Genomic DNA, 13,138 nt, shown 5'->3' with positions numbered 1-13,138 from the left:
AGGAAAAAATCATGGGCAAGAAAAGAAGAAACACTCACCGCAGTTCAAAGCCAAAGCAGGCGTAGAGCACTGAAAAAGGCGACAAGACCTTAGCCGAATTATCGACTGAATTTGATGTTCACCCGAACCAAATTTACGCAATGGAAGCAGCAACTGCTAGATAATGCGAGCGAGCTATTCAGCAAAGACAAAGCTAATTCAGCGACAGCCGATGCCACCCTCAAGGATCTGCATGCGAAGATCAGTCTGCTGACGATGGAAAACGTTTTTTTGTCCAAAGTGCTCGATCGCTAGATCGGGCGCAGCGCAAAGAAAAATTGATCCCCAGGCGAAGCTACCTGTGATTAAACAATGCAAATTACTGGCGTTGAACCGCTCCAACGTCTATTACTGGCCTATCGATGTCGCCAATGAGGAACTGGTACTGATGAAGGCCATCGATGAAATTCATCTGGAACAGCCGTTCAGGGGACGTCGCCGGCTGCGAGATAAACTGATCGATCGAGGTATTGTGACGGGCATATCAACCGCAAGAAAATTCAACGACATATGTGGCAAATGGGCTTGGTCGCGCTCTATCCGAAAGAGAAGACCAGCCTACCAAATAAGGGCCATAAAATTTATCCCTATCTGCTGAAAGTCTTACAATTGCCCGGCCTAACCTGATTTGGGCGACCGATATCTGTTATATTCCCAAGACCAAGGGTTTTCTCTATCTGGTGGCGGTGATGGACTGGCATAGCCGCAAAGTACTGAGCTGGCGCCTGTCGAACACGACGGACACCGGCTTTTGCGTAGGAGCCCTGGAGGAAGTGTTCGCACGTTACGGGACACCGGATATTTTCAATACGGATCAGGGCAGTCAATTCACCAGCGACAAATTTACCGGCACGCTCAACGCCTATGGCATCAAGATCAGCATGGACGATAAAGGCCGCTGGGTCGACACTGTCTTTGTTGAATGACTCTGGCGCAGCGTCAAATATGAAGATGTGTATCTGAAAGCGTATGAAACGCCAAGACAAGCTGAATCGGAAATGGGTAAGTGTTTCCGCTTCTACAATGAAAAACGGCGACATCAGGGACTAGAGAGAAAAACACCGGATGAAGCTTATGACGCTGACTTTTTGAATGAACAAAAGGCGGCATAACTCGGCAGGGCTATCACTTAAGAACGATAAACGGCTGCCCAATCAATGGGGTCCACTCCTCGAAGCAAACCTGACTAACTTCATAATTATATAGTGAACTCTATCCAAGACATACTTGACAGCAGATTCATTGTTAACATCTCGAACAACACCCCATTACCGCATCCAGCGTTTGAACATCCGATAAGAATTGTTGTGATTGCCTTTTTGAGCAAGCAGTATAAGTTATCATTATTTACAGACTGCAAAGCTTGCTCTGTAAGTCGAGATAATCTATATCGACTCAATGCCTGCTAAGTTTGACAGTAATGGCACGAATAGAAATTCAACCAAAAGCATGAATAATACTCGTTAGAGTAGTAGAAATTTGGCTTATCCTGATGTCAACTAATCATTGCATCAACTCAGACTACCTAATATGTTGTGCCGCGTCTGCGTCGCTATACAGCATGCTAGGCAAAGGATAATTTGACTCCGCGCATGATAGATGGGGGGGTTCCTTATGAAAACAATAAAGATTGTGATCATATCTGTCATAGCAACAAGCTTCATGTTTTGGTTATGGCCAAATCAGCCAAATTCGGTAACAGAACAAGCAAAGAGAGAATTTGGCGCAGCTAACTCCCAAGTATTCGTCCCACTGCATTCTGATCCTGTATCAGGCTCAGTAGTTCAAAATCAGATTGCTAATAATGCTACTCAACCGCCCAATTCATCACCCCTTTATGTTCTATTTACGTCTAATCGCTTAAGCCTTGAGGCTTCTAGTCATCCGCTTCAGGCTATTGTAGATAAAATCGCTCAACAATCAGAGATTACTATCATAATGAGCGAAGCCATGGCCAATCCACCAATCACAATTCAATTTCACGAGCTTTCTATAGAGCAAGCTCTGCACCGGCTTTTTGAGAATTATGACGTGTTTTTCTTCTACACCCGAGGTAATGGCAAATCGGTGCGTCTTGCATCTGTTTGGGTCTATCCTCAAGGCCAAGGCAAAAAATTTGCGCCGACTTCTCCGCCAATTGCAGAACACGCCAATGAGATGCCACAAAATACAACGGATGCCGACCCAGTCAAGCGTGCCTCAGCAATTGCCAATCTGGTCGAGCAGCAAGGCAGTGGCGCGACAGAAATTGTACAAAATGCACTGACGGACCCTGATGAGCGCATTCGTATCCACGCATTGGATGCCGCTTTGCGGGCTCAGATAGACTTGCCACCAGATACGATCATTGACTTGGCTCAAAACGATGCTTCCGCAAAAATTCGCTCTATCGCCCTTGTAGCTTTATTTAAGCGCTCCGAGGACGGTTTGATTAAATCAGCTGATATGCTGGAGACTCTAGTGACTGCTCAAAAAGACAACGACCCCGAAGTATCAGAACTCGCCACACAGCTTATGAAGTCTTTGGAAGAGTCACTAACTGAACCAAGCGAGCAGGAATCCCAAGAATTCCAAAACAATTGATGGATTCTTAATAGCTTTAAAAATATCAAGAACAAATGATGTCCTCAATTCGAATGGATACTCCAAGATGTCCAATAAGACCTACAGGGACAAGGCTCGGCAAATAGACTACCAGGAAGAGATAGGATGCTCAATTCGAGGATGGATCTTCAATTTCGAATGGATATCGCAAGATGCCCAGCAAGACTTACAGGGACAAAGCTCGACAAGTAGCCGATCAGGAAGACGAAACTTTGTCCAAGTTGTTTTACTTTTTATACAACAATGAGGGTAAAAACATGAACATACGATCAATCAATAAGAAAATGCGTTACTTATGCGGCTTAACGACGTTTCTAGGTTTCGGGCTCGTAGCTAACCCGGCTTCAGCCGATCTTCTATGGGCAACACAAAACAACACCGAACAAACTGGCTCAGGCACTAACACTCTCGACCTTAATGGCGCCGTTAATGGCAAGCAAGCATTCGTCACCTTTACAACGGTCCAACCGAACACATGGGTACGCGTCATCTTTAATGCCTCAGCTGCAGTGCGAGGTAATTTTCAGGCTGCGCTAAATGCTACGATTTTTATAGATCCTGCTGGCCAACAAGGCCAAACTGAGTGTTCAATCTTAACTAATGAGGACGGTGAGGTGGAGCAAGACGATGCCTCGGACGCCGCTTTCGTATCCGGCAATGGCACCCCTAATGTGCTTGATGCATGGGTGAGTGCTGTCAAGCAGTGTGTTTATAGAGTTCCCACCGCCGGAGTTCATAGAGTTGGTGTTCGAGTTACGCCTAGTCCATCAAACCAATGGCAGATTGATGACCTTTCTCTGGTGGTTGATAGGTAAAGCATCAATCTTATTGGATGTAATAGTTCAAACCTAACCTGACAGTTATTGACTTTCTAACAGTGGCTGCCAGGTTAGATCCAGCCTAAAAATTCCTAGTCTGTTGACATTTTAGCGCAGCCAAATCAGGGCTGAGACATATCGAACAAAGCCCAGGTAATTTCGTGCCATTTTTTCATACCGCGAGAACCCTCCTCGGTAATGTTTGATCTTGTTAAAGAAGCATTCAATCAAATGACGTAGAAGTTACGCATTGACGCTTGAATGAAATTGTGGATTCAAATGCGCCATTGAAGGCATAAAAGTACCGATGAAAGATGCCGTGACTTCGTTAAATAAGTCTCGTCGTAATCGATAACCAATACTGATCAACTCCATAGCACGCAATTTCTGTAACTGCGCATAGCCACAGATAGCGGCAAACAAATGGTTTTTGATGGCTATCTTGCTCCGCACTTAAAAATGCTCGATATGACACACTTGTTTAATGGCCCGGTGATACTGCTCAATTTGCCAATGCCGGTCATGGGTTTCGCTAAAATCTTGTCTATCAAAGTCATAGAATCGCTCTTCATGAGGCAGGTACACAACATAATGGCGCAGTTGGTCTTTTAGCCGCGTCCGAAACAGTTTGACACTGCCAAAGTCCCGCAACCAAACGACCAGGCCGTCTTCGGGCACCTCTAATTGTTGAACTTGCTGCCATGAACCTTTTTCCACTGAAACCAGACGGTTGCTCTCCAGTGCGAACAGAAAACCCAGACCATGGTTTTGTACCGTCTAAAGATTCCAGACACAACTGTACCAGCTATCGCCCGTCATCAAACCGGGCTCAAGCCCCCAAGCCAACACCTTGGAGCTATGGTAACCTGAGTTCGGGATAAAAAAGGGAGCAGGTTCTTGTTATAAAAGAGAAAATAAGTTTTCGACGCTAACTTTCTCCGAACAAAAACCTGCCTTTATGAAATTAACACACTTATTCTGCGATGTGGACGATTTTTGCCAAACCTTTATAGCGGACTGGCAAAAAAATCAATTAACCCAAGGTAAGAAGAAACGCCATCGTCTCCATCGGATGAGTGATAGCGAGATGATCACGATTTTAGTGGCTTACCATCAAGCCGGTTTTCGAACCTTCAAATGGTTTTATCTGAGGCATGTGCAGCGCTATTGGCGAGCTGAGTTTCCTAATCTGCTAAGCTATAATCGCTTTATCGAGCTGATGCCAAAACTGTTGGCGCCGCTCACCGCCTTTATGGCCAGTCGCCGAGGCGCTTCGGCAGGTATTGCCTTTATTGATTCAACACCGCTGGGCGTGTGCGAGAATATCCGTATTCCCCGGCACAAAACCTTCACCCAGGAAGCCGGGCGCGGCAAATCGTCGACCGGCTGGTTTTATGGCTTCAAATTGCATCTGATCGTCAATGACCAGGGCGAGATTCTGTCATTTTGCATCACACCGGGCAATGTCGATGATCGCAAACCAGTCCCCGATCTGGTGAAATCATTGACGGGAAAGCTGTTTGGCGACCGGGGCTATATTTCCAGGAAGTTAACTGACTTATTGGCCCATCAGAATGTCACGCTGATTACTACGCTGAAGAAAAACATGAAGCCGCAAGTGATGGATGTGTTTGACAAATGTTTGCTGCGCAAGCGTAGCATCATTGAAACGATCAATGATCAACTCAAGAATATTGGCGATCTTGAACACTCGCGGCATCGTTCTTTGAGCAACTATTTGTCCAATATCATCGCTTGTCTGGTGGCCTATACCTATCAGGAGAAAAAGCCGGCTCTCAATTTGCGCGATGTCGATTGGTTGCCTTTTATTTCGAATGCTTAAACCGAACTGAGGTTATGGTAGAGTCGAGATGTGACGCGGTGGCCTAAGGCTCAGCCTAGCTGTTGTCGCCCCTTTCGTCTGGCGGTGCCTCAATAGCCGAGCCATCACTCCGTTTTCACATCCCGCTCATCGAACCCGGCGTGCCCTATTAAGGCACCGGGCTCTCGGACAAGCACTCATGTTTTCGCCCACGGAAAGTTATGGGTTCGCGATGGCAAATTAATCAATCCCAACTCTTCGTAGAGGTATTGATCCGGGTAGCGCTTTCCCCCCAAGCCTCGAACCTTGTGTTTCTTGCATAACCACCGGCGTAGCCGTTGTATGGCATGGCTGTTAACGGCTCGATACGCGGGGCTGACCTGGCCGAGGCAGAAATAGTTCGCCCACCCCGTCAGTTTCCGGTTAAGCCGTTTCACCACATACTCGGCATCCAGCTTCACTCGGCGGCGATCCGTCTCCTCGCTGAGGCTGTCCACCATCCGTTTGATGCGCTTCCTGGAGGGGCGGGTGCCGATATAGGCCCGCCCGGTTTGAGGACTGTAGCATCGCCCGAAAGTGTAGCCCAGGAAATCAAACCGCTCCTGCGGTAGCCGGCACAGATGGGTCTTGTCCTCGTTCACCGTTAGTTTCAGCTTGCCCATCATCTCCCGCATCGCATCCATGACCTCATCGGCGTGACCTTTGCAACAGATGACATAATCATCCGCGTAGTTGATGATGTGCGCCGACCAACGCCGATCATAACCTTTCTGTTTCCATCCCAGAATAAAGCGCCGCATGTACACATTCGACAGCAACGGCGAGACCGGAGCCCCCTGCGGGGTTCCTTTTCTCGCGTCACGATTTGACGTCGTTCTTTGCCGGTGACCGCGTCTGTCGGCCTCATCGACCGGCGCCTCCAGCCATTGCTTGATGAGGTGAAGCATTTGCCGGTCGACGATCCGCCGTGCGATGCTTTTCATCAGCTCAGGGTGCGGAATACTGTCGAAATAGCCTGACAGATCCGCATCTATCACCTGCTGGTGGCCGGTGACGAGTAGCCGGTGGACTGCCCGTACCGCATCGTGCGCCCCGCGGTCCGGCCGGTAAGCGTATTGCTCCGGCTGCAGGTCCGCTTCGAATATAGGCTCCAGAACGATCATGGCCGCCGTCTGTACGACCCGGTCCATAATCGTCGGGATGCCTAATGGGCGCAATTTACCGTCCGGTTTCGGAATCCAGACCCGTTTGACCGCTTCCGGTCGGTAGTCTTTCTTCTTCAGCCGTTCCGCCAGTTCCCAGAGCCATCGGTCTTCCCCGTACGCGTCGATATCGTCAAACCGCACGCCATCCACGCCGGCAGAGCCTTGGTTGGCTCTGCAGCTGCGGTAGGCGTGCTTCAGAACATCTGGTCGATAAAGCTTGTCATACAGGATATAGAACCGGTACCCGGGTTCTTCCTTCGCTTTCACATGTAACGCCGTCCGTAGTCGCTGAATACTTTCCGGAGTTTCCAGGTTTCCCAATCTCCTCTCCTTCCTACTTGTTGCGTTAGTCTTGAACTGAGGCGCCTTCCCTCCATCAGCATTACCTGACTTCAACGGTACTACGAGCCTCTCCGCCACCCTGTTATGCCCAGCCTGTCCCTCGCGGGTTGCTGGTTGGTCTCGCGCTGGACCACATTACAGGGCTTCCCGTGTTGCCTCTGCCTTCCTCTTTCATACATGCCATCGCCACTACCCCGGTGGAACTGGTAGGTTGCATTTCGCTCACTTCACCTACCAGCATCGGCCTTCTCCATATTGACGCAGGATCGGCTTCCACATTCACCGTTTCGAGGCCTGCTCAGCGTTCACTCGCGTTACGGCCTGCATGCTCGCCAGGTCCCTTAAGGACCCTCTACACTGGAGGCTTCAGCCGCTTCGTTGCCTCCACGACTGCTCCAATTGCTACCGGCCGGAGCGAAAGTTGCCGGGCGGGATTCGCACCCGCTGGAAGACAGCGCCTTAGCACGGCGCACGTCAAATCTGGTGTATAGAGAATCAAGCGGCGTCCTGTTGTTGATCTCCGGTTTGTTTGATGCCATTGACGAATTTCACGCCGGTAATGACCTCGGCTAACTGTTGATAGCCTCTTAAGCGCAGCCACTTTTTCTGGGCCGTTTCCATCAGCTTGAAGGCCATCGCCAGGGTGGTTGTCCGGCTGCCGCAATGCTTGGTTTTGGTCGTTCTCAGCCTGACCGTGGCGAAGACGGACTCGATCGGGTTGCTGGTCCTGATGTGTTGCCAGTTTTCGGCCGGATAATCATAAAAGGCCAGCATGGCGTCCTTGTCTTTCGCCAGGCACGCCATCGCTTTCGGATATTTCGGCTCGAACCGTTCAACGCAGTGGTCAAAGGCCTGGTAGGCCGCTTCCCGGGTTTCCGCCTGCCAGATCGCGTGCAGCGCCTCCTTGACCTTGGGCTGCATGGCTTTCGGCAGTTTTTCCAGGACATTGGCGGTCTTGTGCACCCAACAGCGCTGCTGGTCGGTATCCGGCCAGAGCTTGGCCACGGCTTTCCAGAAACCCAGTGCGCCATCGCCGATGGCCAGTTTGGGCGCCGTCTTGAGTCCTCGTTGCCTCAAATCCGTCAGCACCGCTTCCCAACTCGCCGCCGATTCACGGTAGCCGTCGGATAAAGCCACCAGTTCTTTACGGCCGTTTTCATCGGAACCGATGATCACCAGCAGGCATAGCCGGTCATCCATACGGACATGGCTATAGACGCCGTCGGCCCAGACATAGACTTAGCGCTTTTGACTCAGGTCACGCCGGGTCCAGTCCTGGTAATCCTGCTCCCAGTCCTGCTTTAAACGGCTGATCGTGGCCGCGGACAAGCCCGGCGCCTCCGGTCCCAGCAGGTGTTTCAGCGTTTCCGAGAAATCTCCGGTTGAGATGCCGCGCAGATAAAGCCAAGGCAGAAATTCCTCAATATTCTTGGTGCGCTTCAAATAGGGCGGCACCCCAGACTGCTGTTGAACTTGATGCCCGAGCCGGAGCGGTCCCGCACCTTCGGCACTTTGACTGCAATGTCGCCGAGGCCTGTTTGAATCGAGCGCTCTGGCAGATAACCGTTCCTGACCACGGCTGTTTTATCCGTATCAGTTTTTAACGCGCTATGCTGCGCGATAAAGGCCGCGACCTCAGCTTCGATGGCGGCAGCCAGCAATTTGCGGGCGCCCTCGCGCAGCACTTCCTGCAACGGATCATTCTGTTCTGGCTTATTCAGGGTAATGACATTACTCTCTGTCATGGCGGTGTTTTCCTTATAGTTGGTGGTTGATCTGCGGAGATCTTTTTACCAACAGGTTACACCGCTTTCCTCTCTAGGTCATACACCAGAAATGACTATACCTCTTGGGAACACCTCGGCCAGCATGTCCAGAAAATAATCATTTTTGGTTTTACCTTCGGCTTTATCGTAAACCCGGAAATTAACCGGTTGATGTTGCCCTTGAGGATCGGTGTAATACAGCGTAATCAGGTTAATGTCCTTAACCATTCCGTGATGCTTGCTGGACCAGAAATAGTTATCGTACTGTCGAACAATACCTGCTGCACCTCAGGATATTGGCTACAGCCAGCATACAAGCTCTTCCAGACGTCATGTCTGCACCAGCGTGAGAATCGTTTATAGACCGAATCCCAGTTGCCAAAGAGGCTAATAAAAGACGCCACTGTGTACCGCTGCGTAAAATCCACAGCACCGCATTCAGAAAACGGCGGCATGTCTGAACAGTCCCAACATGCACTCGACCATGAAGCAGCAATAATTTGTAAAACGTTTCTCATTGATCATCGGTCAATTCCGTTCTGTTGCTCATCTCTGCACCAAAAGGAGCGGGAGTCTTGTAAAATCATTACGAAATGTCAACAGAACCGATTAGAACAACGAAATGATATAAGCGCTTTAAATAAAGTGCATTTAAAACAACCTCAATAAATTCCGGCGAAGTTCTCGCTTCGCAAAAAATGTTAAACTGATAATTTACATGAAAAATAGCCAATGAAACATAATAAAAGGGCAGATGGCTTGAGAGGATTCGCTTCGCTCAGTGTTGTGATTGCGCACTTTGTTGCCGCTTTTATTCCAGTGCTTCTTCACAAAAATTACCCCGCCATTTTTCAAAAGAACGAAAATCCAAGCATTTTATTTGAGATCGCACAATCTCCTTTCGTGTCCATATTTTACAATGGACATCTGCCTGTTTTGATATTCTTTGTATTATCTGGTTACGTTCTTGCGCTACCTTATTTTATAGATGATTTCGAGTCACTTAGGCGGCGGGTATGGGGTAGATATTTGCGCCTTAATTTACCGATTGTCGCATCATTAATATTGTCATTTATAGTGTACAAGACTGGGTTTTACTATAATGTGAAAGCCGCTGATATTTCTGGCTCCTCTCCATGGCTAGACCGCTTTTTCCCACTAGATATCTCTTTGATCAATTTATTTGAGTATATAAGTTACAAATCAATAATTTTTGGTGATGGTTCATTAAATCCACCTCTTTGGACGCTAAAAATTGAATTTATTGGTTCCATTTATCTTTTAACGTTCTATCTATGTAATCCTGGGGAGGGAAGACGTGTTTTTATTGCAACAATATTGATGTCTCTTCTTCTCTATGCATATTACAAAAGCGATTCTATTTATTATATTGCGATTTTTATTGGGGCACTTTTGAATCAAACAAAAGTTAGCAGAAAGCTGGGGAGGGCATTATTTTTGAGTGGCTTTTATTTTGGCGCATTCCAGTTCGAAAGCTCTTTCTATAATTTTTTGCCCGATATTAAAATTTACGGCATTGAGATATTTGAGAAAAAAAGTTTTTACAACACAATTGCCGCTATTTTTATAACGGCATCCATTATCAATGGATTTGGACAGAATCTATTGGAGTCAAAGCCAGTGCAGTTTTTGGGAAGAATATCCTTTCCTTTGTATCTTTTGCATATGATTATACTTGGTTCCATTACTTGCATATTTTATCTCGCTCTTCCTCAAACAAAGGTGACATTAGTTGCCTGTTTTGCAACCTATATTTCCATCAGTATTTTGGCCTCTTATCTATTTGAACGCTTCATTGATAAACCATCAATATATATTGCACATAGGTTTTCATATTTTATGATGAAAGAAGCAAGGTAGCGTAAGAGTCGAGCAATGACTCTTAGCGCCGCACCATTATTCATGAAAGACTATTGCGCGACCGGAACTAGGCGCTCTAATTGAGTTTTATTGCTATTTGCTGTGGCTTTTTATCCTATTCTTCTACTGTCCCTAAGAAAATAAAAGGACCTGACAAATAACATAAGCCACTGATTACAATGGAGCCAATGGCGGGATTCGAACCCGCGACCTACTGATTACGAATCTCAGATTCAGCTTTACCGTTAATTACCGCTAATTTCTGGTAGTTACTATAAATCAATAATATAGAGCATATCGTTACATTCATTGATTACTGTTTTTTACTGTGCTTTACTATTTCGCATGGTGACTTAATGGTGACTCAATGAAACTTACAAAAAAAATAATTGATGCAGCGGTATACAGCGGATCGAATGGAGAAAGATGTGTTTTATGGGATGGCGATATCTCAGGGTTCGGCCTGAGAGTCTATCCCGGCGGAAGAAAGGCGTTCGTTTTGTCATATCGACACAATGGACGGAAACGAATGATAACTATCGGTCAATATGGAGCCATTACACTTGACCAAGCAAGGAAGGAGGCGCGCAAATACTTGGCCGACGTGATCCAGGGTGACGACCCGCTGGCCGAACGAGAAAAGGAACGCGCCGGGAATACGGTCAAGGAACTGTGCGCGGCCTACATTGATCGACACGCTACAAAAAAGAAATCAGGAAAGGATGACATCAGGCGAATTGATGCTCATATTGTTCCGGCATGGGGATCATTAAAAGCCAATGCTATCAAGCGCGCCGATATAGCCGCATTACACGCAAAAATAGGCAAAAACAACGGTAAGTATGAGGCCAACAGGACATTGGCTTTGTTGCATAAACTTTTTGAACTGGCTGAATTATGGGGCATTGTCGATGAAGGACACCCGAACCCGGCGCGAGGTTTAGAAAAATTCAAGGAGGAAAAGCGCGACCGATACATTACGCCAGAAGAACTGCCAAAACTCATTGAAGCGATACAAAGTGAACTGAATGAATCAGCACGTTATGCCGTATGGCTTTATTTATTGACTGGCCTACGGAAACAGGAGGTTTTGAAGACAAAATGGACTGATATTGATTACGGCCGCAATGAGATAAAGATATTGGACCCTAAAAACGGCAAAACTCACTACCTACCATTATCTCCTGCAGCGCGCACCGTTCTGGAACAGATACCAAGGATTGAGGACAATCCTTACATCTTGGTTGGAAAGAAGCCTGGAGTGCATTTGGTTAACATCAGTAAGCCCTGGGGCCGTATTAGAGCAGCAGCGGGGATTGAGGACGTCCGGATTCACGACTTGCGCCGGACGGTTGGCAGTTGGCTGGCACAGGCCGGTAACAGCCTCCATTTAATAGGGCGCGTTTTAAATCACTCTAACACATCGACTACCGCCATTTATGCCCGATTTGGACAGGATAGCGTTCGGGATGCTCTTGACCGGCATGGTGAGCAGATTTTAGCTGCAGCAGGATTGAAGCCAAGCGCCGATGTTGTGAGCATTGACCTGGCGCGGAAAAAGATCTGATTTTATGATCAGAAAATCGGAATACCCTGGCGTACCTAATGCTATTGTAAAGCATTATCAAAAGCTCAAAGTTGGTTACAAGTATGAGAGGAATGGAGTCATCTTTACTGAAAAGCATTGGTCATATACTGATGAAGAAAGAATGCTTAGACTTTTAACATGGCCGAAAATATCTGAAACATGGCATAGAGTTACTTTAATTTTATCAAGGGAGGAGGATCAAATTAAATTGTTTGATGCATCATGGAGAGCTTACGTTAATTATGATGAATATAGGTTTAAGACATCAGGAAAAGGCGCAAGAAGAAAAAACGAAGCTGAAAAACTTGTATCTGGTATAAAAAAACACGCTGAACAATTATCTAGTTTGCTTAACCAGCTGTCAGATCTTGGTTATCGCTCTCAAAGAAATCCGGATTTGAGCTTAAATCAAACGTCATTGCAAACGGAATTGGCTTGGTTGATCGATAAGGTAAATTGCTTTGATCCGCATAAAATAACTGATGAACAATTTATTAATAATGGAATAAGCAGCCAGGAAAACAATTTTAGAAGAGAGTGTTTGAGAGGATTTGTTTCTTTATTGCACTCTGCAGGACTATCTCCAGATCCTTCTAAGGATTGGTCAAATATTGTTTTAGGAATGACTAATGCCACATTGGGACTGATGGATGATGGTGTCACTTACAATGATGCATACAAAGTCTTGCTAGAATTTAAAGAAAAATCGAATTTGTAACAATTACCCCCTAACCTGCAAAAAATATCATTTGCTCCATCGAACCTGTAATTTCACGGAGCAAATGATAGATGTATAAATTCAACCGACCTTCACAAAGAACCTTAACCGAAAAACAATTATCTGAACGCTGGGGACTTAGTCCTAAAACCTTTCAAGATTGGCGCTACAAGGGGATTGGTCCTGCTTTTGTAAAAATTGGCAGATCTGTTCGGTATTTGGAGGCCGACATCATAGCCTTTGAAGAAAAGCGCAAGGTATCGTCAACTTCGGCGCCTTTGAACCAAATATAAAAACCCCGACTGTTATTAATTAATAGCCGGGGTTCAGTGAGCAATTAACTCTTGGGCGGGTT

At 46.8% G+C, this 13,138-nt stretch carries 8 protein-coding genes and 5 pseudogenes; 8 read left to right on the top strand and 5 right to left on the bottom strand.

What is annotated here, in order from left to right; genetic code table 11:
- Positions 1 to 16: 16 nt before the first annotated feature.
- From METLU_RS27450 to METLU_RS0116415, 3 genes and pseudogenes are all read left to right on the top strand, one after another.
- A pseudogene (locus METLU_RS27450) lies at positions 17 to 1,151 on the top strand (IS3 family transposase); the annotation flags it as partial.
- A gap of 502 nt (positions 1,152 to 1,653) precedes the next feature.
- A complete protein-coding gene (locus tag METLU_RS0116420; RefSeq protein ID WP_155920602.1) occupies positions 1,654 to 2,622 on the top strand; it encodes a HEAT repeat domain-containing protein in 969 nt (322 codons plus the stop codon).
- 173 nt (positions 2,623 to 2,795) lie between these two features.
- Positions 2,796 to 3,458 carry a hypothetical protein gene (locus tag METLU_RS0116415; RefSeq protein ID WP_027159166.1) on the top strand — a complete coding sequence of 221 codons (663 nt, stop codon included), beginning with the start codon at positions 2,796 to 2,798 and terminating at the stop codon, positions 3,456 to 3,458.
- 111 nt (positions 3,459 to 3,569) lie between these two features.
- Here the strand turns inward: METLU_RS0116415 and METLU_RS28740 are convergent.
- Positions 3,570 to 3,698 (bottom strand): annotated as a pseudogene (locus tag METLU_RS28740) (IS5-like element ISSoc13 family transposase); the annotation flags it as partial.
- A 6-nt stretch (positions 3,699 to 3,704) separates the two neighbouring features.
- Positions 3,705 to 4,313 (bottom strand): annotated as a pseudogene (locus tag METLU_RS29320) (transposase); the annotation flags it as partial.
- Between the two features lie 106 nt (positions 4,314 to 4,419).
- Between METLU_RS29320 and METLU_RS0116405 the strand changes: the two are divergent.
- Positions 4,420 to 5,304 carry an IS982 family transposase gene (locus tag METLU_RS0116405; protein ID WP_027156585.1) on the top strand — a complete coding sequence of 295 codons (885 nt, stop codon included), beginning with the start codon at positions 4,420 to 4,422 and terminating at the stop codon, positions 5,302 to 5,304.
- Positions 5,305 to 5,480: 176 nt separating this feature from the next.
- Here the strand turns inward: METLU_RS0116405 and ltrA are convergent, their stop codons facing one another.
- From ltrA to METLU_RS28025, 3 genes and pseudogenes are all read right to left on the bottom strand, one after another.
- A complete protein-coding gene (gene ltrA, locus METLU_RS0116400; RefSeq protein WP_269209359.1) occupies positions 5,481 to 6,755 on the bottom strand; it encodes a group II intron reverse transcriptase/maturase in 1,275 nt (424 codons plus the stop codon).
- A gap of 570 nt (positions 6,756 to 7,325) precedes the next feature.
- Positions 7,326 to 8,575 (bottom strand): annotated as a pseudogene (locus tag METLU_RS25655) (IS256 family transposase).
- A 96-nt stretch (positions 8,576 to 8,671) separates the two neighbouring features.
- A pseudogene (locus METLU_RS28025) lies at positions 8,672 to 8,854 on the bottom strand (IS701 family transposase); the annotation flags it as partial.
- 474 nt (positions 8,855 to 9,328) lie between these two features.
- On the opposite strand from METLU_RS28025, the gene METLU_RS0116385 reads away from it, so the two are divergent.
- The 4 genes from METLU_RS0116385 (at position 9,329) to METLU_RS0116370 (ending at position 13,076) form a co-directional block, all read left to right on the top strand.
- Positions 9,329 to 10,477, top strand: a complete 1,149-nt coding sequence (locus METLU_RS0116385; protein ID WP_027159163.1) for an acyltransferase family protein — start codon at positions 9,329 to 9,331, stop codon at positions 10,475 to 10,477.
- 367 nt (positions 10,478 to 10,844) lie between these two features.
- Positions 10,845 to 12,044, top strand: coding sequence for a tyrosine-type recombinase/integrase (locus tag METLU_RS0116380; RefSeq protein WP_027159162.1), 1,200 nt, complete (start codon positions 10,845 to 10,847; stop codon positions 12,042 to 12,044).
- Positions 12,045 to 12,048: 4 nt separating this feature from the next.
- Positions 12,049 to 12,783, top strand: a complete 735-nt coding sequence (locus METLU_RS0116375) for a hypothetical protein (protein WP_027159161.1) — start codon at positions 12,049 to 12,051, stop codon at positions 12,781 to 12,783.
- 71 nt (positions 12,784 to 12,854) lie between these two features.
- The gene (locus METLU_RS0116370; RefSeq protein ID WP_027159160.1) at positions 12,855 to 13,076 is read left to right on the top strand and encodes a helix-turn-helix transcriptional regulator; all 222 of its coding nucleotides are present in this window, start codon (positions 12,855 to 12,857) and stop codon (positions 13,074 to 13,076) included.
- The last annotated feature ends 62 nt before the right edge of the window (positions 13,077 to 13,138 follow it).

The organism is Methylobacter luteus IMV-B-3098 (assembly GCF_000427625.1).
GTDB lineage: Bacteria > Pseudomonadota > Gammaproteobacteria > Methylococcales > Methylomonadaceae > Methylobacter > Methylobacter luteus.
The sequence above is the reverse complement of the archived record's forward strand: the minus strand, read 5'-3'. Positions and strand labels throughout refer to the sequence as shown.

Excerpts from the sequence above, each read along its gene's own strand:
- METLU_RS0116420 (WP_155920602.1), top strand. The coding sequence starts at position 1,654 with ATGAAAACAATAAAGATTGTGATCATATCTGTCATAGCAACAAGCTTC.
- METLU_RS0116415 (WP_027159166.1), top strand. The coding sequence starts at position 2,796 with ATGCCCAGCAAGACTTACAGGGACAAAGCTCGACAAGTAGCCGATCAG.
- METLU_RS0116405 (WP_027156585.1), top strand. The coding sequence starts at position 4,420 with ATGAAATTAACACACTTATTCTGCGATGTGGACGATTTTTGCCAAACC.
- METLU_RS0116385 (WP_027159163.1), top strand. The coding sequence starts at position 9,329 with ATGAAACATAATAAAAGGGCAGATGGCTTGAGAGGATTCGCTTCGCTC.
- METLU_RS0116380 (WP_027159162.1), top strand. The coding sequence starts at position 10,845 with ATGAAACTTACAAAAAAAATAATTGATGCAGCGGTATACAGCGGATCG.
- METLU_RS0116375 (WP_027159161.1), top strand. The coding sequence starts at position 12,049 with ATGATCAGAAAATCGGAATACCCTGGCGTACCTAATGCTATTGTAAAG.
- METLU_RS0116370 (WP_027159160.1), top strand. The coding sequence starts at position 12,855 with ATGTATAAATTCAACCGACCTTCACAAAGAACCTTAACCGAAAAACAA.